Raw genomic sequence first — 19,853 nt, forward strand, 5'->3', positions numbered from 1 at the left:
TTTATTTGATTTCAATAATTTTGATAGTACAAAGTTACCTTCAACTATACCTGAATAAATAGTACATTTCGAGGAATAAATAGCACAGATTTACATAAATGAAAAATCCTCCGCCTAGGAGGATTTCACTTTAAACTGTATAAAAAGCTTTCGGAATGTAGCGATATCCTTTTCCATTTTTTTCGATAAAGCCTAACCCGGGATATGGCAAATGGTCTCCAAAGAGAAGTTGCTTTGTCGATGCTAATTTTTCAAGAAGATCTTTGCGGGTTTTAACACCTAATTCGAAATCAGAATCAATTTGATTTCCCCATTCCGGATGTTCTACCAAAATAATATGCTGAAAAGTATCAGCTATATGTACTAATTCTTCTCCCTCAGATGCAATTGTAATAATCGTGTGTCCGGGTGTGTGTCCGGGAGCATTTTCCAATTTCAAAAATTCAAACAATTCGGCATCATCTTCGTAAAACTGAATAGTAGAATCAATTAATGAAAGATGATGTTTCGCAAACTGTATTTCAAAATCTGCAACAGCATCTTGTGTTCCCCTTGAAAAATCAGGTTTTTCGGCTGTCCAGAAAGCATATTCTTTTTTTGAAAGAAAAATTTTTGCATTTGGAAATAACAAAGAATCCTCTGCGTTTACAATTCCGCCAATGTGATCGGGATGGGTGTGAGTAAGTACAATGTCTGTAATGTTTTCAGGTTCGATTCCGGCAGAAATCAGATTTCCTAACAATTTTCCGCTGTTTGGACCCAATTTTTGCCCACATCCAGCGTCAATTAAAATAGTTTTATCTTCTGTCTTTATCACCAAAACATTACCGGCTAAAGTCAGTTTTCCGGGAGAAAGAAAATGTTGGCTCAGAAAATCTTTAATGGCTGATGGATTAATATTCGGAGCAAACATCGGCTGGATATTTTCCATTACTGATTCTCCGTCTGTAAAAACAAAAACCTGTAATGCCCCAATTGGAAACGTAAAAAATCCTGAATTTTTAATGCTGTTAAGTGTATTCATTTTTTTATAAATTTGTTGATACAAAATTAAAGCAAGTAACTATCCAAAATATATTACTATCCTTTTTGATAGCACTATAACTTAGGATATTAAATAAAATAGTATGGCTAAAGTCTCAGGAAATATTGAGAAAAAAGACTGTCAGGAAATTATGCTCCCTATACTGGATGCGCTGGAAATCCTGAAAGGAAAATGGAAACTTCCGATTATCGTTTCCCTGTCTTTTGGCAGTAAAAGATTTAAAGAAATTTCAAGGGAAATCTCCGGAATCACCGACCGGGTTTTATCTAAGGAATTAAAAGAACTGGAAATCAATTTTCTGATTACCAGAACCGTTTACGATACTTTTCCGCCAACGGTAGAATACGAAATCACTGAACACGGATTGTCTCTGGAAAAAGTAATTATGGCGATGAAAGACTGGGGACTAGAACACAGAAAAAAAGTCATAGCAAGTTGATTCTTACTATGACTTTTAACCAATTGTAATTTCAGTCTTAATTTTAATTCATCTGTGATTTTCGAAACTCTAAAGGTTTCATTCCGGTCTGTTTCTTGAATAACCTTGTGAAGTAAGAGGCATTTTCAAAGCCTAATTCATAAGCGATTTCAGCCACTCCTTTTTCCCCTAATCTCAACAGGTTTTTAGCTTCGGAAATCATAAAAATATGAATCAGTTCCATTGCGGTTTTTCCGGTTTCCTGTTTTAATAAGTCACTTAGGTATCTTGGGGAAACAAAAAGTTGATCGGCTAAAAAAGCAACATTCGGAAGCCCTTTTTTTTCTAATAAGCCTTCATCCAGATATTTTTTCAACGCATCGTTAAACTTGGAAGCTGTCTTTCCTGTTACCTGCGCTCTGTCGATAAACTGTCTTTTGTAATATCGCTGTGCATATTTTAAAATCGATGAAATATGGCTCAAGATAATCTCACGGCTGTATTCGTCGGGGTTATTAAAATACTCTCCCTGAATTTTCGAGTGAAGTTCCAGTATAATCTGTTCTTCTTTTGGCGAAAGATGCAGTGCTTCCGTTACTTCATAATCGAAGAAACTATACTTTTCAATTTCCTTGAAAAGCTCGTGACCATTTAGATAATCTTCGTGGATCATCAGCATATAACCTTTTTCTTCGAATTGGAGGTCCTTCAATTCTATGATCTGCCTTGGTTTTGCAAAGAACAAACAACCATTATCGTGGTCGTATTGCGTACGACCGTACATAAAAACTCCCGATTTTATTTTTTTGAAAGCTATCACATAACAATCTGTTGTAAACTCCCGGTTTCCCAAAGTACAGGCGGATTGGCATCCAATCATACTGAAAAGCGGATGTTCTGGAGCATCCCAATGATTCCCCAAATGCAGTTCGGTAAGGGTTTTATAATGTGTCATCACTGTTGAATTTGAACTACTAATTTACTGTTTTTTTAATGCCCGTGAGCAGCAACACTTACTTCTTTCCAGTTTTGGATATCTTCCAATCTCTTGGTGTAAACCTCGTTGACAACGTGATAAGCAATTTTACCAAACAATAATCTTTGTGGAGGATTTTGATTATCGATAAGATTTAAAACAGGTTCTACAGTCGCTTCCGGTTTCCCCCAAGTGTCAGGATTATCGCCTGTTTCTGCAAATGCTTCACGTACAGGATTGTAATCTGCAATCTCCGAAGAAGTCTGAACCGCCGAAGCTCCCGCCCAATCTGTTGCAAATCCGTTAGGTTCAATTAAAGTAGTTTTAATTCCCAAATGTGCTGTTTCCGAACCAATCGTTTCAATCAATCCTTCTACTGCAAATTTTGAAGCGTTATACAATCCTAAAAGTGGTAAAGTCGTTAATCCCAAAAAGCTTGAAATCTGAATGATATGTCCGCTTTTTTGTTTTCTCATCACCGGCAAAACAGCCTGTGCTACCCAAAGTGAACCGAAAAAGTTGGTTTCCATCTGTTCTCTTGCCTGTTGTTCCGTCGTTTCTTCCGTCGTTCCGAATAAACCAAAACCTGCATTGTTAATCAGAACATCAATTCTTCCGAAATGTTTTTCTACCTGTTCCGTTACTTCAAAAACTTCTGTACGGTTGTTTACATCAAGCTTTAAAGGCAAAATATTGTCGCCGTATTTATCTTTCAAATCCTGCAGTGCAGCAATATTTCTTGCTGTTGCCGCTACTTTATCTCCTCTTTCCAAAAGTGCTTCAGCCCATAATTTTCCGAATCCTTTTGATGCTCCTGTGATAAAAACTATTTTACTCATTGTTTTAATTTTTTTAGTGTTATTTAATAGTACAAAGTTACCGTCAAGCTTGATAATCAAATAACCCATTTCAGCGGATTAATGATACAAAAAGACGGATTTAATTCTTAATTAAAATCGTTTAGAAAGTCATTCGCCTGTTTTACAAACATTTCTGGATATTGAAAAAATGATCCGTGTGCAGCGTCAGGATAATAACTTAAAACAGCATTAGGAATAGCCTTGAATAACTCATAAGAAGTGTCAGAATCCATCATTTCATCATTACTTCCCTGGATAATAAGAACCGGCTGTTTGATTTCAGATATATTAATATCAGAAAGTGTCCCCCAATCTGTAATTGCCTTTGCCTGCGCATTAACAGATTTTTCAATCGTTTGCTGATCCCTGTCTTCAGTTCTTTCAAAAAGACGATTTAATGTCTCTTTCCCTTTATTTCGACTATTTTCTGATTGGGTAAAGAATATATATATAAACAGTTCGGCAGGATCCAAATCAGAGCCTTTAGCAATCAAATCATAAAAGCCTTCCAGCACTTTTGCTCCTTGCGGGGCCGTTCCGACCATAATGATTTTTCTGACCATTCCTTTATATAATGTTCCAAGATACTGCGCTATAAAACCTCCAAGAGAAAATCCCAGTACATCGAATTTTTCAATACCTAATGCTTTTATAAATTCTACCGCATCTTTCGTCATATCAAGTACATTATCCGGCGTTTCTCCTGTGCTGTTTCCAACACCTTTGTTATCGAAAATAATGACTTCACGCTCCTGAGCCAGACCGTTCACGATAGCAGGATCCCAATTATCGAGAGTTCCGGTAAAATGCTGAAATCCAATAACGGGTATATCTCTTTTATTTCCAAATCTGCGGTAGGCATATGTAATCCCATTGACAGTAATGTATTGTGTTGATGCATTTAATGCAAAGTTTTCTAATGTTTTCATAAAATTATTTTTAATTGTTTGAGTATTTTCTGTTATTTACTAAAGCAAAGTTAACAACGTCCAAAACTATTGAGTAGCCCATTTCAGCGGATCAATAGCACAGAATTACGAATACTTATTTTTTCCATATAAAAAAATAGAAAGCCTTCTGAAGATATATCCAAAAGGCTTCCCCTTAAAACTAAACACTTATATTAAAACACTTCTTAAATAGCCTGTGCCAAAGGAAAATCAATCGGAATCTGTGTATTGGCAAATACATAGTTTGTAAAACTTCTCAAAGCTATCAAAGCGGTCAATTCAATCAAAGCTTTTTCGTCGTATCCAGTATTGAAGAAATTTTCTAAAGCTCCATTTCCTGCATTTCCTTTGTGGCCTGCAATAGACTGAGCCAATTTGATTATCGCATTCAATTTAGGATCGTCAGAATTTCCCTTTCTGATTTCAATCGTTTCGTCTTCTGTAAAACCTCTCATTTTAGCCAAAGTCGTATGCGCCGCCAAACAGTAGTCACATTGGTTAACCTGAGAAACAATAAGATTGATGGCTTCTCTTTCTTTTGCTGTAAAGGATGAGTCGTGCGAAAGTGCAGCTTCCGTTTCCAACATTGACTTTAATGCGGACGAAGAATAACCGATGGTTGCATACAAATTGGGAATTTTTCCCATTTTTTTCTCAACAGATTCTAAAATGCTCTGTGCACCAAAACTTAGCTGTTCTTTTTCGGGTACTGAAATTGTTTTCATTTTTTTTATGATTTTTAAATGTTATTTATAATTAATTATTTTTCGAATTTCACATCTTTGATATCGATAGATACCAAGACGAAATCTTTGTTGTAAGTGTTATCTTCATCATTCAGGACATAGATATTTCTTTTTGTCCCTGTTTTTATACCTTCAAATTCCTTGTAGTCTTCAATAATTTGTGTTGCAGAAGAACCACCCAAAACTTCAGGCCAATAGTCGTGACGTTTCAAAAGTCCGTCTTCATTAAAATAAAATATCTGTCTTTTACTATGCGTGGCGAAACCATCAGGATAAATTACTTCCAATCTGTCTAAAATTTCACCGTTTTCTTTCCAAGATTCAAGCTGATTAATTTCTACGCCGGGAACCAGAAAATTAAAAGGTGCTGTTGCGTAATTCCACGTTGCATAGCTGGAGAAATAGATTAGCTGAGCTCTTGTCCAAGGAGTTTCTACAGTATGATCTTTAAAAGATTCTCTCGGATTTTCCAGAGATTCTATAAGTTGTCCGTTTTCGTCAAATAACTGAACTTTTCCGGGTTCAAAAGATGAAGTATAATTTTCTTTAAAAATATTTTCCCAAATACTTTTCTGCTCTTTGAGAGAACCGACAAACTGTACATCACTTAAGGCGTTTTCCTGCCCTTTCATTCCCCACACTGCCCCACCAATTTGGGTAGCAATTTTTACAGTCTGAAATTCTGCAGCACTATTGATTCCGTGAGCGGCTAAAACTTTGTTTACTAATTTTTGAGTTGAAGTTTCCATTTTTTTAATTTTTAAATGTTATTAAATTGTTTCGTTTTGTTGATACAAAATTAGCTCTGCCCAAAGTCAAAAGTGTAGCCCATTTCAGCGGAAGAATAGCACAGAATTACCTTTTGGTCAAAATCGTAGAAATGTATAGTACATTCCGTAAAATCGACAAGTCATTGGTTTCCACTTATCGGAACTTTGCCTGAAATTTTAAACAAATTCATTATGAAAAATACAGTATTCATCACCGGTGCATCATCGGGATTGGGAAAAGCAAGTGCAAAATTATTTCAGCAAAACGGATGGAACGTTATCGCAGCAATGCGTTCACCGGAAAACGAAAACGAGCTGAATCTCCTTGAAAATGTCCTTTTGGTAAAACTTGACGTGACAGATCCACAGCAAATTCAGGAAGCCATAACAAAAGGAACAGAAACATTCGGTTCGATTGATGTTTTGTCAAACAGCGCAGGCTACGGATTGATGGGCGTTTTTGAATCTTCAAGCCCTGAACAAATTCAGAAGCAATTTGAAGTAAATGTTTTTGGTTTAATGAATGCTACCAAAGCCGTATTACAGATAATGAGAGCTCAGAAAAAAGGAACAATCATTAATATTTCTTCGTTTGGAGGAATTACAGCTGGGCCTTTTGCCAGTTTATACAACAGCTCGAAATTTGCCGTAGAAGGGTTTCCGAAGCTTTACATTTTGAAGTTTCTTCATTTGGAATTGACGTAAAAATCGTAGAACCAGGAAGTATCGCCACCAATTTCAGAAGCGGAATCGAAATGATTCAGAACACGATTGAAGAATACAATGTGGAATTGGCAGCATTTATCCCAAAATTCACCAAACGTACAGAACATCTTCCAAAAGCGAGTGCAGAAGAAGTTGCAGAAACTATTTTCGGTGCTGCAACGGATAGAATTTCCAAATTAAGATATGTGATTGGCGAAGATGCGCAGTTCTATATTGATTTGAAAAACAAAAATTCTGAGGAAGATTTTCTGAGATCGATGTAAAAATAATCAGCATACTACAATAAGTTTAATTAAATCAAATAAATGTCAGAACCTTTTATTTCCATCAAATCCGTTGCAGACCTTCATCGCTTTTATAATAGTGGAAGTCCTAAACATCCTTTGATCACGGTAATTGATCTGAAAAACGTAAGCCGTTCCGATGAAAATTTTGGAGACTATCTCTACACCCTTGATTTATACACCGTTGTTTACAAAAAATTTAAGGGAAGCTTAAAATATGGACGCTCAAGTTATGATTTTCAGGAAGGAACTTTGATGTTTACTGCTCCCAATCAAGTAATGAGCCCCAGTGCAGATACAGAGATTGAGGAAGGCTGGTTTCTGGCATTTCACCCTGATTTTATATATGGTTCAACTTTAGCAAAGAAAATTCAGAAATACAGCTTTTTCCAATACGAAAGCAACGAGGCACTTCATATTTCGGAAGATGAAAAAAATTCGTTTGCTGAAGTTATTTTCAGAATTAAAAAAGAATACTCCCAGAATGTCGACCGTCACACGCAATGCTTGATTTTAAATCTGATTGAAACGCTGTTGAATTACTCAGAGCGATTTTATGACCGGCAGTTTTTTACCCGAAATAAAACGGGAAACGATGTTATCCAACGTTTTGAAAGTGTTCTTAATGAATACTTTACTGATGAACAATTGATTGAAAAAGGAATTCCCGAAGTAAAATATTTTGCCGACAAACTGAACCTTTCTTCCAACTACCTATCCGATTTACTTACTAAATTCACTGGCAAAACCACGATAGAACATATTCATCTAAAATTAGTTGACAAAGCAAAAAGCATTCTTTTGGGAACCACAAAATCAATAAGCGAAATTGCTTACGAACTGGGATTTGAGCATCCTTCTCATTTTACGAAAGTTTTTAAGACCAGAGCAGGAGTTTCCCCTCTGCATTTCAGAAAACAGTTTCCTGATCAGAACTAAACACATTTAAGATTACATTACATAATAGTTTCCTTTTTATACTGAACAGGCGTTACGCCAACCACTTTTTTAAATAGTCTTGTGAAATAAGATGGACTTTCAAAACCAAGATCATAGGCAATCCCTGCAACATTGCTCTCTGAACTCAACAATAAATTTTTAGCTTCGCCAATCAGATAAATATGAAGGTGCTCTAAGGCGGTTTTTCCTGTTTCTTGTTTCAGAATATCGCTAAGGTAACGCGGGGAAACCGCTAATTTATTAGCCATAAAATTAACACTAGGTAAACCTTCATTAAGGTGTTTTTCCTCTTTGAAATAATCATTCAAAACTGTCAGGAATTTTTTAACCATTGTGCCCGAAATATTTGTACTTCGGTCGACGAACTGTCTTTTGTAAAAACGGTCAGAATATTTTAAAATAGAATCGATATGCGACAGGATAATTTCACGACTGAATTCATCAAAATTTTCATCGTATTCTTTTCTGATCTTCTCATAAAGCTCCCACATAATCACTTCTTCTGATGGGGAAATATGGAGTGCTTCATTGATTTCATATTCAAAATAACCATACTTTTTGATTTGCTCATTCAGCAAATGTCCTGACAAATAATCTTCGTGGAAAAACATTACAAAACCTTTTTCGGCAAATTGTACATTTCGAACTTCAATAATTTGCCTTGGCTTCATAAAAACCGCCGAGCCATTACTATGGTCATACTTAGTCTTGCCATACAAAATATGACCAAATTTGATTTTCTTTAAGGCAATCATATAAAAATCTCCCGTAAAACGGTCTTGTCCTACAGAATAAGTCATTAGTTCTTTGCAGGTCATCAAACTTAAAAGTGGATTTTTCGGAGGGTCGAAACCACTTTTTTCGTGCAACTCTACTATACTTTTGTAATGACTGATTTTTTCCATGGTGGTTATTGGTTAGGAGTCTTTAAGTCTTGACAAATTTAGTAAAATACAAAACAGAAACTACCGAAGCTTCTGTTTTGTATAGCAACTAAGTTTTATGCGCGCTTGCATCCAATTTTTTATACATTGATGCCTGTCTGAACAGTAAAATAGTAACGAATAATGTCGCTACAATAATAAAATTAACCAAAGCAAATATCTGAATATCTTTAATTTCAAATAAATGAATTAATCCATAGCCCACAACTGAACTCACAACATACACGCCACCGCCAGTCAAACCGCTAGCAATACCTGCATTTGTAGTGAATCGCTGCAAACTGAACGCATAAAAATTGTTGAAAATGAACCCCGATAAAAGATGCAGCAACAACGTAAAAATCAGTAAAAATGCTAATCCGTCATACTTCATAGTGACTACAAACATTGCAAAAACGACAATCAACTGTAAAATAATAGCAGCATTTATTTTCGAAAAAAAGTCTTTTTTAATAAATAATTTAGATATAATTCCACCACTCATCAAAGCAATTCCCGAAGCTAATGAACTGTAACCTGTAACCACTGGTGAAAAGGCATATACTTTTTCGATGATAAAGGGGCTAATCATCCCGTAAATTACAAGAAGCGAATAACTTAAACCTATAATAATTAATGCCAAATAAAAATCAGGTGTTCCAAGCATCTTTTTATAAATTGCAGCCATTTCTTTTCTTTTAAATACCTGAAAATCCTGTAAAGATTCTCCTGTAAACCGAAGTTCTAATATCAAAATAATGGCAGTAAGGATACCCAAAAGATAAAAGTTGGACTGCCATCCGAAAAGGACCTGTAAATATCCTCCAACAAAAGGAGCAACAATCGGTGCAGTTGCCCAGACAATTGAAAAAAGACTGGTGTAATGTTTTAGCTTCTCACCTTTGTAAAGGTCAACAAAAAAAGCTCTTTTACCAACAATAATCAGTGAAACGGTAATTCCCTGAATGATTCTCATTAAATAAATCACATAAATCTGCGGCACCAAAGCAATTATGAAACTTGCGAAAGAAAATGCGATTAGTGCAAAAATATTGATTTTGTACCGGCCAAAACTATCCAGAATGCTACCAATGAAGAGTTGACTGAATCCCGAACTTACCATAAATAAAAGCAGTGAAACCTGTATTTTTTCAATGGGAAGATTTAGCTCTTCTGCCATTGCTGGAAGTGAGGGTATGTAGATGTCAGTCGTTAAACCACCAAGCGGAATAAGTATAAACGCAAGTAATGTACTGATGTGTAAATATTTTGTGTCTTGGAATTTCATGTTAAAAGGATTAAAGAAAGAAAAGCCTTGCTCTTTTAATAGTGTGCAAGGCTTTCTAAAATAATTAGTGCCCGTGAGCAGCTTCAGAAACTTCTTTCCAATCATTCCAGGTTTTTAATTTTTCGGCATACACTCTTTCAGTTTTTCTCAATCCTACTTTTCCTAAGAATAAACGAAGTGGTGGATTTTCGCTGTCGATTAATTTTAAAATTGCGGGAACCGTTGCTTCAGGTTTGCCATAATCTTCCGGTTGTAAGCCTTCAGCTTGTCCCAAGCTCGACTTCAAAGTATTGTAAGCAGGAATAGTATCTCCATGAACGGCTGAACTTCCACCAAAATCGGTTGTGTAGCCGTTAGGCTCAATCATTGTAACGTTTATGCCAAAATCTTTTACTTCACTAGCCAAAGCCTCACTGAAGCCTTCCACCGCAAATTTTGTAGCATTGTAAATTCCTAAAGTTGGCAAACTCCAAACACCTAAAACACTTGATAACTGAATCACGTGACCACTTCCCTGCGTTCTGAAAATAGGTAAAGCAGCCTGTGTAACCCAAAGTGTTCCATACACATTGGCTTCAAAAACGTCTTTAGTTACTTTTTCTCCTACTTCTTCTACTGCTCCGAAAACGCCATAACCAGCGTTATTAATCACTACATCTAGATTACCGAAATGATCTTTAGCTTTATTTACTGCTTCAAAAACTGCTTCTCTATTAGTGATGTCTAATGAAATTGGAAGAAAAGTGTCTGGATATTGTTTAGCCAGGTCTTTATAGGCTTCAATATTTCTAGATGTTGCGGCTACTTTGTCACCTCTCTTAAGTAAAGCTTCTGTCCAAAGTTTCCCAAATCCTCTTGATGCTCCAGTGATGAAAATTGTCTTACTCATCGTCTTAATTTTTAATTATTATTTTTTTTAATTTTGATAAAACAAAGATATCTCGGATCACAGCAACACTCATTGTCCATTTCAGCGAAAGAATAGCACAGAATTACGGAAATTTTTTTACAAACTAAACGAATCTACCTAGACGATGAGTCCTTTACTAAGTTATTTTGCAAGTTCAAAAGGTATCAAAAAATAGCCTATTATTTACAGCATATCTATTTATTACTTCATATGATAATTTCTTAACTAAACTAGAACATGAGACTATCTTTATAAATTAAGACATAATATATTTATGTTCGCCCCTAATTATCTAGGCGATTTTTAGTTGTAATTCTTATATTTGAGTTATGTCAACACAATTATTTCAATCCAATTACCAACGTTTAGGGTTTATTCCTTTCGATTCAGACTCGTTAGCATTGTTAAACAGTCATCAGTTCGATGGGTATATTAAAATTGTCTATGTCCCTAAAGGGGTACGATTAAATGTGGATTTTAATGATTACGATACGGATGCACCTACACTTTTTTTTATCAATAGCAACCAGTATGTGCAGTTCTTCGACTTAGGTAAATCGGATGGTTATTTCATTTATTACAACCGAGATTTTTATTGTGTGCAAATACACGATGTCGAGGTAGCTTGTGATGGATTGTTATTTAATAATATCTATCAAATGCCTAAAACTGTATTGAATGTAAAAGAAGATACGATTATAAGAACCATTTTGGAACAAATGCAAGAAGAGTTTGAGTTGGGAGCCTCTACTCAAGAAGAAATGTTACGCATTTACCTAAAACAAATTATTATAAGAGCTACTCGAATTTGGAAGAAACAACAATTAGGCGCTTTAGAAAGTCAACCGCATCACGAAATCGAATTTTTTAGAGAGTTTAGCCGTTTGGTAGAAATCCATTACAGGTCTAAACATTTAGTAGCAGATTATGCCGACTTATTAGGAGTGGCTCCAAAAACCTTAACCCATAAGTTTAAGAAATTTGAATTACCTGCTCCCAACGATGTATTGAAAGACAGAATATTATTAGAAGCGAAACGCTTATTAATACATACCACTTTAAGTGCCAAGGAAATTGCCTATGATTTAGGGTATGAAGATCCTGCTTATTTTAACCGACTTTTTAGTAGGAAAATAGGGGATGCGCCCAATGTTTTTCGTAAAAAATACTTGCAAGGGAAAAATGTACAATTATAATAGAAGTATATCCATTTTTAATGGCTTAACGCGGTTATATCTTTGAACTATCAAATTAACAGATGGTTTAATTAAAAAATAAAAAGATATGAAACGTAAAGCACAAGCCGTTTGGAGCGGTAACATTAAAGAAGGAAGCGGACATTTAACTACAGGAAGTACCGTTTTAAACCAAACCCAATATTCATTCAATAGCCGATTTGCAGATGGTATTGGTACCAATCCGGAAGAATTATTAGCGGCAGCACATGCCGGCTGTTTTACCATGAAATTAAGTTTAGATCTTACCGAAGCAGGGTATGAAGTAACTGAACTTAAAACCAATTCCACCATTACTTTAGACGGTGCCAAAATAACCCATTCTCTATTAGATTTAGTAGCCACCGTACCGGGAATTGATGAGACTACTTTTCAACAAATAGCCAAAAATGCAGAAGCTACTTGTCCGGTTAGTGGCGCTTTCAACTTTGAAATAACCCTTAATGCACAGTTAAAAAACTAATAAAAACTCTATAAAACAGAATATCATGAAAACAATATATCATACTTTCAAAATGCTGTTAGCAGCTTTCGTATTCACTTTAACAACAAATGTTATGGCACAATTAGAACCACGCCCATACCGTGGGCAAGAAGATCCTCAAATAAGTATAGGCATTCGTGAATTTTTAAATGCATTAAATACCAGTGGCGGAAAACCATTGGAAACCTTAGCTCCAAAAGAAGCAAGATTGGTTTTGGTAGGAGCTCAAAAATCTGTAAACTACGATTATTCTGATATCGAAGAATCTGAAAAAACCATTAGACAAGATGGGCAAACGGTAAAAATCCACATCGTAAAACCAAAAGGCGCAAAGCCCGGACTTCCTGTATTTATGTTTTTTCACGGTGGGGGATGGGTTTTAGGAGATTATCCTACACACAAAAGATTGGTTCGTGATTTGGTTGTAAACAGTGGTGCAGTTGCAGTTTTCCCAGATTACACGCCATCTCCAGAAGCGAGATTTCCGATTGCCATCAATCAGGCTTACGCAGCAACAAAATGGGTTTCAGAAAACGGAAAAGAAATTGGCGTTGACGGCACCAGACTTGCCGTTGCAGGAAACAGTGTAGGCGGAAATATGGCAGCTGTTATTGCATTAATGGCGAAAGACAAAAATGGGCCTAAGTTAAAACAACAAGTGCTTTTATGGCCGGTTACAGACTCCGATTTCAGCAGGGCTTCTTACACAAAATATGCTCAGGAAAGATTTTTAACAACCCCATTAATGAAATGGATGTGGGATAATTATTTGCCTGATTTAAAAGAACGCAACAACAAGTATGCTTCACCACTGAAAGCTTCTTTGGAAGAATTGAAAGATTTACCACCAGCATTGGTTCAGGTTGCTGAAAACGATATTTTGCACGATGAAGGTTTAGCTTACGGAAGAAAGCTGGATGATGCAGGCGTTCCAACAACCATCACAGAATACAAAGGTTTTATCCACGATTACGGAATGCTGAATCCGTTGGCTCATATTCCTGCTGTGCAACAATCAGTTTTGGATGCGGCGACAGCTTTAAGAGTAGCATTATTTTAAAATAATGCTAATAAACCGATTCTCAAGTCAAATAAAAAAAATTAAAGAAAATCCTGCCTGGTATTTTAGGCAGGATTTATTGTTCTTGGCAATTCTTTAAATTGTGATTATCCATTGCTTGAAATAATATTATTTGGACTGTATCCGAAATGCTTTTTAAAAAAAATAAGAAAAATGAGATAAATCCTCAAAGCCCAAATCAACATAAATTTCTGAAGGCGATTTTTTCTGTTCTTTTATTAAATAATGAGCATCATCTAAGCGTTTCTGTAAAATCCATTTATGAGGCGATATATAAAAAACCTTCTCAAAATCCCGTTTAAAGGTCGTTAAACTTCTCCCGGTGAGGTAAGCAAAACGCTCCAGATTGACGTTGTACATATAATTTTTTATCATAAAAGATTCCAAATCAATTTTAAAAGGCTCTGAAAAATCGAAAAAAATATTTTTGAGTTCAGGCTGCGCTTCTATTAAAATAAATAAGAGTTCCTTTATTTTGAGGTCGATAAAATTTTTGGTAAGCAGTTTCGGATTTTCAAGGATGGTTTTTAATGATGTGATGTAATTTTGAAGCACATCGTTCACTTCAATGGCAATCATTGGCAAAGAGACCTCAGATTGAACGGATGATAAATGATATTCCTTCGCCATCGTTCTCAAAATTTCGTCACTCAGATTCCTGACAATCCTCACAGCTTCGGTTACGTTGGTATCTTGCAGCAAAGATGATGAACTCGAAATACAGAATGATTTTCCTTTCGAGGTCAATGTAATGCCAGTGCCTAAAGACGTTGCCAACGGGCAGACAGTAGAAATACGCATTACCATACAGCGTACAGGCAATTACAGCAACATGCAGTATTTCCTCCGTTACTTTCAGTTCGACGGGCTAGGAACATTGCGGTACTATGATGAACCGCCGTACCTTCCCAATGACCTGTACCAATTGCCAACGGAGCAGTTCCGATTGTACTACACTTCAACGTCTTCCGTTTCACAATCTTTTGATGTTTGGATTTCGGACAGCTTTGGAAATGAAAAGCAGATAAGTTTTCAATTTAATAGTAGTGATTAGAATAGTAGCAAAAAGAAGTCCTGCCACAAAGCAGGATTTCTTTTTTGGAGTGATCGAAGCTAAATTTTTGTAAATTTATAAGATGGATTTTACGTGATTTGTTATGGTTGCATCATTGGTTATCGGTATCATATTTTTGGTTGCTGGCTTGGGACTTCGTTATTGGATTAACCGAAGAAAGTTTTACAGGCGTAGCCCTATGGGAGCAGAGGGCTTTTCTTCTTATGAAAGTTCAGTTTTCATCAAACTTGTTGAGAAAGTTGGTAAATGTGTTGCTTATACACTGATTATCTTCGGGTTATTGTCATTATGGGTTTATTCTCGTGAGAAAAAGGAAAAACAGCAGTCAGAAGTAACAACTGAACAACCTGCCCAACTCAGATAATTATTACAACCTACATTTTTAAAGCAAATCGGATAATCCAAAAGTTATCCGATTTTTTTATTATACGGTTAATAAAAGTATTTGTTGACGGTTTTTTATTTAATTTTCCGCTTATAATGCAGTTGTGCCAATCCCGCATCGAATGTTTTAGCTTCTATAAATTCAAGTGCTTGCTCGGGTCTTCCGTCTTTAAAAAGTTTTGTTCCATCACCTAATATAACTGGGATAATCGAAATTATAAACTCGTCTATTAAGTTATGTTTCAATAGTTCATTTATTACTTCAGCACCACCGTCACAATAGATGTTCATGCCATTTTCAGACTTTAACCGCTCAACCAATTCGTTTAAGTTTCCTGTATAGAAAGTGGTTCTGCCGACTTTTGGTCTTTCAGTTCTCGTAATGACATAAATATCTCGTTGTCCGTTGTCGTAATGAGATGTGCCGATTTCTTTAATTACATAGTCATAGGTTTTTCTACCAATAATTATGGTGTCGATTTTGGATGTAAATTCCGCATAGCCATAATCTTCCCCTTCTTTTTCCACAATCTTTAAGAAGCTTAAGTCATCATCTGGTTTTGCAATATAACCGTCTAAACTCATTGCAATGAAAAGTGATATTTTTCGCATCTGTTTTAAATTTTAATGTTTATGCAAATTTACTTTTAGATCAACAATCACACTTTGTAAAAATGCGACAAACTAAAGTAATGATGGAGAAAGTCCTGTATTTCGCTTGATTTCATTGGTGAGATGTGAATGGTCATAATAACCACACTCAAAAGCAATATCCAATAAGCTCCGGTTTTGATTTGAATTTTTGATTATACTCAAAGCATTCTGAAAGCGAATAATATTTGAATATTCTTTTGGTGATAATCCAATATACTTTTTAAAATTTCGCTCCAGTTGTCTTACAGTTGTGAAGTTTCTTTTTGATAGTTCAACAATACTAATTTGTCCGTTTGTTGAATGTATATCATTGACAACTGATTGTAGCTGATTGTTTCTGCTTTTTATTCTCTCTAAAAAGAAATAGTCAAAATAATTAAAAGAGTTGACTAATGTTTTATCAACGTTAAAGGAATTGGATTTTTCAAATTCAATAGTTTCGTTCGTAAGCTCATTTTGCGTAGCATAACTATAAAAATTTGCAAAAGTTGCAGGCTTTAGGCACACGCCAAGCAAATGTGTATCATTGTCTATAAAGCTGTCTTTGAAAGAATTCATTGCACCAACTACATAAGTTTTTCCAAACTCCATAGAAACCGCCCCGTTGTCTGTCAGACAGGTACCTCCCAAATTTGTTACTATACCAGCACAACCATCCGGAAAAACTCGTTCCCATTGACTTTCGAGTTCGTGTCCTTTAAGTTCCCAGTAGAAATGAATAAAGGGTTCTAATTCTTTGCAAGGTTTTATTTTTTTGTAATTCATCGGTTTCTGTGGCATCGTTCGCTAAAAAGCCATCTAATTAAAAACAATGTGTATTACATTATGGCTAATACTCAGTAATTCTTTTTTTCAAATTTACAAAATAAACTACTTTGAAATTTACCCAGTAAAGACAAATACGCTCTATCAACACCTAAAAAGCTTAAACTTTTACTATCATAAAAACGCCAAAAGAGATTGAAATTTATTCAATCTCTTTTGGTTTAATCTTAATTATTTATCTATTATAGATAGGGAGCGATCTAAAAAAAATTGTTAGCATAAATAAGTTTGAGCTGTTGGCGTATTCTTTTACCAAGGAATTTCTCCTGTTGCCGGATTGGTTTCTTCACTAAAAAATTTACCGGTCGGGCCATCATTATCAATCAGGACATATTTGATTACTCTATTGGCAGCAACACTGACTTCTCCACCATTAAAAAATGTTAAGTCGGTTTTCGTAAGTCCAGGACAAACGGCATTTACTTTAAAATTTGTATCACGCAGCTCATAGGCTAACTGGATTGTGTACATATTTAGAGCCGCTTTTGATATTGCGTAAACTCCGTATTTAGCATAGCTGTAGGCAGGCCATTCCGGATTACTTTGCAATGAAAGAGACCCTACGCTGGTACTCAAGTTGACTATTCTTGGTTCTGAGGATTTTTTGAGCAGATCTATAAAAGCTTGTGTAACATTCGCTGTACCTACCAAGTTTGTTTTAAATGCATTCAGGTATTGGTCAATTGCGGCTTCCAATACGGTGTAGAGATCGCTTCCTCCGTTGATGCCTGCGTTATTGATGAGTACATCCAAAATCGAAATCTTTTTGCCTATTTCTTCCCGTGCCGTCTGTACCGATATTGGGTCAGTAACATCCAGTTCTACGGCTTCTACATTTGAAAATCCTTCTGCATTAAGTTTCTGAACTGGCTGCAAACCGTTCTCGATATTACGGCTTCCAATGAATACGAAAAATCCCTTGTCTAAAAGTTGTCTGGCAGTTTCAAAACCGATTCCTTTGTTTGCTCCTGTAATTAATACTGTTTTCATATTTTGTAATTTTAAAATTTTCAATACAAAATTCAGGTATTAGACAGTGGCATCATTTACCAAATGGTAAAAAGTACATCAGCGGATGTTTTTCCGGATTCTGCTAAGAGATTGTTGTGTTACTCCTAGATAGGAGGCTATGTATGATAATGGAACACGGTTGGTCAAAGAATAATTTTCAGTTGACAGAACCTGTTCATTTTTTTATAAAACAATTCGTATCTCCAAAAAATATATTATTAAAATTAAAGATAAAAAACTCATACTTATTAGTAGAAAAAGAATTTGACATACGACAGAAAAAAAATTAATTTCCCCAATAATTACAGCAGCCTATTTCCCTAAGTTATCCAAGAACATTGATAGAGATGGAAGGTATTCGATTTTAAACCTATCAACTCCGCATAAACTTGTAATTTTACAGACTTTATTACTAATACTAGTAAGATCAGTTACTTGTATTTTTAATTTTCAAACTAGCAACTTGAATGATTCAATTATTTGCACTGGATTACAATTTTCTACCAAAACACAGAATATAAGGCTACTAATATTCCGCATATAATCATTGCTCCTACTGCAAAACCTCTGCTAACATTAAACATTTTACTATCAATTTCTAAACCTTTGGCTTTAGATCCATTTTTTTCATCTATTAGACTTATCAAAATCATGAGTAATACACAGATTACGAATACGAATCCCATTCTGTCCAAAAATGGAATTTCATAAACCATAGATTTATCCTCTTGCTCTACTAATGTTGCAAAACCACTACTACTTAAAAATTCCAAATTCATAATATTAGGTAGGAATTTAAAAATTACTGAAAGCACAAAACCTCCAATAGTCGCAAACATAGCAGCATTGGAACTTGTTTTTTTCCAGAAGAAGCCTAAAATAAACATGGCAAAAATTCCAGGACTTACAAATCCGGTATATTCCTGAATAAATTCAAAACCTCCTTTTTTATCTATCCCTAACATTGGCGCTATTAGCACCGCAATAAACATTGATACTAAAACTGTTAATTTACCAATCTGAACCAATTTCTTTTCGGTAGCATCTACATTTAATTTGTTTTTATAGATATCCAATGTAAAAATGGTTGAAATACTATTCACTTTACCAGCTAATGAAGCGACAACTGCTGCAGTTAAGGCTGCAAAAGACAATCCCTTTAAACCTACTGGTAATAAGTTTAATAATACAGGATAAGATCTGTCCGGATTCATTACTCCATCAGGGCCTAACATTTCTGTTTGCAAACCTCCTTTTGAATAAATTACAAAAGCAGCGATACCCGGCAATACTACAATAACAGGCATTAATAATTTTAAAAAGGCTGCAAATAAAATTCCGCTTCGGGCCGTTTTCAAATCCGCCCCTAAAGCTCTTTGTGTGATGTACTGATTGCATCCCCAATAATTTAGATTTACAATCCACATTCCTCCTAACAGCACAGTCAATCCTGGCAAACTAGGAAAATTAGGATTGTCTTTTTTGAAAATCATATGAAAATGATCGCCAGATTGATTCATCATATAATTGAAACCTTGAACTACTCCGCTTTGTCCGTTTAGTTCAGCAACCTTGTCTAAGGCTAAATAGGTGGTAACTAATCCTCCAAAAATTAGGAACACTACCTGAACCACATCGGTATATCCAATTACTTTCATCCCTCCTAAAGCAATAACAATAGCAAAAAAAGCGAGCCCATACATGCAAAGAGTAAGATCGATACCCGAAATACCATTAATGGCCAATGCCCCCAAATAAAGTATAGACGTTAAATTCACAATAACATAGAGTAACAACCAAAACACAGCCATAATCATAGCTACATTTTCATTGTATCTTTCACTTAAAAACTGAGGCATAGTATAAATTTTATTCTTTAAATAAACAGGGATAAAAAATACCGCTACAATAATTAATGTGAGTGCTGCCATCCATTCATAAGTAGCAATGGCTAAACCCATTTTAAAACCATTACCTGACATGGCTATAAATTGCTCCGAAGAAATATTGGAAGCAATCAAGGAAGTACCTATAGCCCACCAAGTCAAAGATCCTTCTGCCAAAAAGTAATCATGAGACGCCGAAATTGATTGTTTTTTTTTACGTATATATACTGAATAACCATATCCCGCTACAATAAAAAAGTAAACAAGAAATACCATGTAATCGGCTAATTGAAGTGAATTCATAAAATTGTTGTATTAAATTATTTTAATTGTTAATGATTTGTTTTTTTGATAAAAAAAGG

23 protein-coding genes and 1 pseudogene are annotated in these 19,853 nt (G+C 35.2%); 9 read left to right on the plus strand and 15 right to left on the minus strand.

The features are described 5' to 3' along the window. Nucleotides 1-130: 130 nt before the first annotated feature. Nucleotides 131-1,024, minus strand: a complete 894-nt coding sequence (locus ABS764_RS12660; protein ID WP_408082169.1) for an MBL fold metallo-hydrolase — start codon at nucleotides 1,022-1,024, stop codon at nucleotides 131-133. 103 nt (nucleotides 1,025-1,127) lie between these two features. Here ABS764_RS12660 and ABS764_RS12665 point away from each other — a divergent pair, with 103 nt between their 5' ends. Next, entirely contained in the window at nucleotides 1,128-1,484 is a 357-nt protein-coding gene (locus tag ABS764_RS12665) for a winged helix-turn-helix transcriptional regulator (protein WP_408082170.1), read from the plus strand. Between the two features lie 43 nt (nucleotides 1,485-1,527). On the opposite strand, the gene ABS764_RS12670 is transcribed toward ABS764_RS12665, so the two are convergent. The 5 genes from ABS764_RS12670 to ABS764_RS12690 all read right to left on the minus strand — a co-directional run bounded on the left by ABS764_RS12670 (nucleotide 1,528) and on the right by ABS764_RS12690 (nucleotide 5,744). Beyond that, a complete protein-coding gene (locus ABS764_RS12670; RefSeq protein ID WP_408082171.1) occupies nucleotides 1,528-2,418 on the minus strand; it encodes a helix-turn-helix domain-containing protein in 891 nt (296 codons plus the stop codon). Between the two features lie 35 nt (nucleotides 2,419-2,453). Continuing rightward, nucleotides 2,454-3,278 carry an SDR family NAD(P)-dependent oxidoreductase gene (locus tag ABS764_RS12675; RefSeq protein WP_408082172.1) on the minus strand — a complete coding sequence of 275 codons (825 nt, stop codon included), beginning with the start codon at nucleotides 3,276-3,278 and terminating at the stop codon, nucleotides 2,454-2,456. Between the two features lie 107 nt (nucleotides 3,279-3,385). Continuing rightward, a complete protein-coding gene (locus ABS764_RS12680; protein WP_408082173.1) occupies nucleotides 3,386-4,228 on the minus strand; it encodes an alpha/beta fold hydrolase in 843 nt (280 codons plus the stop codon). A gap of 206 nt (nucleotides 4,229-4,434) precedes the next feature. Next, nucleotides 4,435-4,974, minus strand: a complete 540-nt coding sequence (locus tag ABS764_RS12685) for a carboxymuconolactone decarboxylase family protein (protein ID WP_408082174.1) — start codon at nucleotides 4,972-4,974, stop codon at nucleotides 4,435-4,437. A 35-nt stretch (nucleotides 4,975-5,009) separates the two neighbouring features. Further along, a complete protein-coding gene (locus ABS764_RS12690; protein WP_408082175.1) occupies nucleotides 5,010-5,744 on the minus strand; it encodes a hypothetical protein in 735 nt (244 codons plus the stop codon). Nucleotides 5,745-5,957: 213 nt separating this feature from the next. Between ABS764_RS12690 and ABS764_RS12695 the strand changes: the two genes are divergently transcribed. Genes ABS764_RS12695 through ABS764_RS12705 form a run of 3 tightly spaced genes read left to right on the plus strand, consistent with a single transcriptional unit; the run spans nucleotide 5,958 to nucleotide 7,714 of the window. Further along, on the plus strand, nucleotides 5,958-6,470 hold the full coding sequence (locus ABS764_RS12695; RefSeq protein WP_408082176.1) for an SDR family NAD(P)-dependent oxidoreductase: 513 nt from the start codon (nucleotides 5,958-5,960) through the stop codon (nucleotides 6,468-6,470). A gap of 50 nt (nucleotides 6,471-6,520) precedes the next feature. Further along, nucleotides 6,521-6,754 carry a hypothetical protein gene (locus ABS764_RS12700; protein WP_408082177.1) on the plus strand — a complete coding sequence of 78 codons (234 nt, stop codon included), beginning with the start codon at nucleotides 6,521-6,523 and terminating at the stop codon, nucleotides 6,752-6,754. 42 nt (nucleotides 6,755-6,796) lie between these two features. Then, on the plus strand, nucleotides 6,797-7,714 hold the full coding sequence (locus ABS764_RS12705) for a helix-turn-helix domain-containing protein (protein ID WP_408082178.1): 918 nt from the start codon (nucleotides 6,797-6,799) through the stop codon (nucleotides 7,712-7,714). Nucleotides 7,715-7,731: 17 nt separating this feature from the next. Here ABS764_RS12705 and ABS764_RS12710 read toward each other — a convergent pair whose 3' ends face one another. The 3 genes from ABS764_RS12710 to ABS764_RS12720 all read right to left on the minus strand — a co-directional run bounded on the left by ABS764_RS12710 (nucleotide 7,732) and on the right by ABS764_RS12720 (nucleotide 10,835). Next, nucleotides 7,732-8,640, minus strand: a complete 909-nt coding sequence (locus ABS764_RS12710; RefSeq protein WP_408082179.1) for a helix-turn-helix domain-containing protein — start codon at nucleotides 8,638-8,640, stop codon at nucleotides 7,732-7,734. 88 nt (nucleotides 8,641-8,728) lie between these two features. Next, nucleotides 8,729-9,946: an MFS transporter gene (locus ABS764_RS12715; protein WP_408082180.1), complete on the minus strand. Its 1,218-nt coding sequence runs from the start codon at nucleotides 9,944-9,946 to the stop codon at nucleotides 8,729-8,731. 64 nt (nucleotides 9,947-10,010) lie between these two features. Beyond that, the gene (locus ABS764_RS12720) at nucleotides 10,011-10,835 is read right to left on the minus strand and encodes an SDR family NAD(P)-dependent oxidoreductase (RefSeq protein ID WP_408082181.1); all 825 of its coding nucleotides are present in this window, start codon (nucleotides 10,833-10,835) and stop codon (nucleotides 10,011-10,013) included. A 350-nt stretch (nucleotides 10,836-11,185) separates the two neighbouring features. Here ABS764_RS12720 and ABS764_RS12725 point away from each other — a divergent pair, with 350 nt between their 5' ends. The 3 genes from ABS764_RS12725 (at nucleotide 11,186) to ABS764_RS12735 (ending at nucleotide 13,635) form a co-directional block, all read left to right on the plus strand. Then, nucleotides 11,186-12,052, plus strand: a complete 867-nt coding sequence (locus tag ABS764_RS12725; protein ID WP_408082182.1) for an AraC family transcriptional regulator — start codon at nucleotides 11,186-11,188, stop codon at nucleotides 12,050-12,052. An 88-nt stretch (nucleotides 12,053-12,140) separates the two neighbouring features. Next, nucleotides 12,141-12,554, plus strand: a complete 414-nt coding sequence (locus tag ABS764_RS12730; RefSeq protein ID WP_408082183.1) for an OsmC family protein — start codon at nucleotides 12,141-12,143, stop codon at nucleotides 12,552-12,554. 25 nt (nucleotides 12,555-12,579) lie between these two features. Beyond that, a complete protein-coding gene (locus ABS764_RS12735; RefSeq protein WP_408082184.1) occupies nucleotides 12,580-13,635 on the plus strand; it encodes an alpha/beta hydrolase in 1,056 nt (351 codons plus the stop codon). Nucleotides 13,636-13,791: 156 nt separating this feature from the next. Here the strand turns inward: ABS764_RS12735 and ABS764_RS12740 are convergent, their stop codons facing one another. Next, nucleotides 13,792-14,457: a helix-turn-helix domain-containing protein gene (locus ABS764_RS12740; RefSeq protein WP_408082185.1), complete on the minus strand. Its 666-nt coding sequence runs from the start codon at nucleotides 14,455-14,457 to the stop codon at nucleotides 13,792-13,794. On the opposite strand from ABS764_RS12740, the gene ABS764_RS12745 reads away from it, so the two are divergent. Both ABS764_RS12745 and ABS764_RS12750 read left to right on the plus strand, forming a co-directional pair. Further along, complete coding sequence (locus ABS764_RS12745) at nucleotides 14,342-14,710, plus strand: DUF3872 domain-containing protein (protein WP_408082186.1); 369 nt, start codon at nucleotides 14,342-14,344, stop codon at nucleotides 14,708-14,710. The genes ABS764_RS12740 and ABS764_RS12745 overlap by 116 nt on opposite strands. A gap of 103 nt (nucleotides 14,711-14,813) precedes the next feature. Continuing rightward, nucleotides 14,814-15,095: a molybdenum ABC transporter permease gene (locus tag ABS764_RS12750; RefSeq protein WP_408082187.1), complete on the plus strand. Its 282-nt coding sequence runs from the start codon at nucleotides 14,814-14,816 to the stop codon at nucleotides 15,093-15,095. 95 nt (nucleotides 15,096-15,190) lie between these two features. Here the strand turns inward: ABS764_RS12750 and ABS764_RS12755 are convergent, their stop codons facing one another. From ABS764_RS12755 to ABS764_RS12775, 5 genes and pseudogenes are all read right to left on the minus strand, one after another. Then, nucleotides 15,191-15,727, minus strand: coding sequence for a dihydrofolate reductase family protein (locus ABS764_RS12755; protein ID WP_408082188.1), 537 nt, complete (start codon nucleotides 15,725-15,727; stop codon nucleotides 15,191-15,193). A 72-nt stretch (nucleotides 15,728-15,799) separates the two neighbouring features. Further along, complete coding sequence (locus ABS764_RS12760) at nucleotides 15,800-16,534, minus strand: DUF6597 domain-containing transcriptional factor (RefSeq protein ID WP_408082189.1); 735 nt, start codon at nucleotides 16,532-16,534, stop codon at nucleotides 15,800-15,802. 309 nt (nucleotides 16,535-16,843) lie between these two features. Continuing rightward, entirely contained in the window at nucleotides 16,844-17,584 is a 741-nt protein-coding gene (locus ABS764_RS12765) for an SDR family NAD(P)-dependent oxidoreductase (protein ID WP_408082190.1), read from the minus strand. Between the two features lie 78 nt (nucleotides 17,585-17,662). Then, a pseudogene (locus tag ABS764_RS12770) lies at nucleotides 17,663-17,764 on the minus strand (Crp/Fnr family transcriptional regulator); the annotation flags it as partial. Between the two features lie 341 nt (nucleotides 17,765-18,105). Then, a complete protein-coding gene (locus tag ABS764_RS12775; RefSeq protein WP_408082191.1) occupies nucleotides 18,106-19,794 on the minus strand; it encodes a sodium/sugar symporter in 1,689 nt (562 codons plus the stop codon). Between the last annotated feature and the right edge of the window lie 59 nt (nucleotides 19,795-19,853).

The organism is Flavobacterium plantiphilum (assembly GCF_046000495.1).
In the GTDB taxonomy this organism is placed as follows: domain Bacteria; phylum Bacteroidota; class Bacteroidia; order Flavobacteriales; family Flavobacteriaceae; genus Flavobacterium; species Flavobacterium plantiphilum.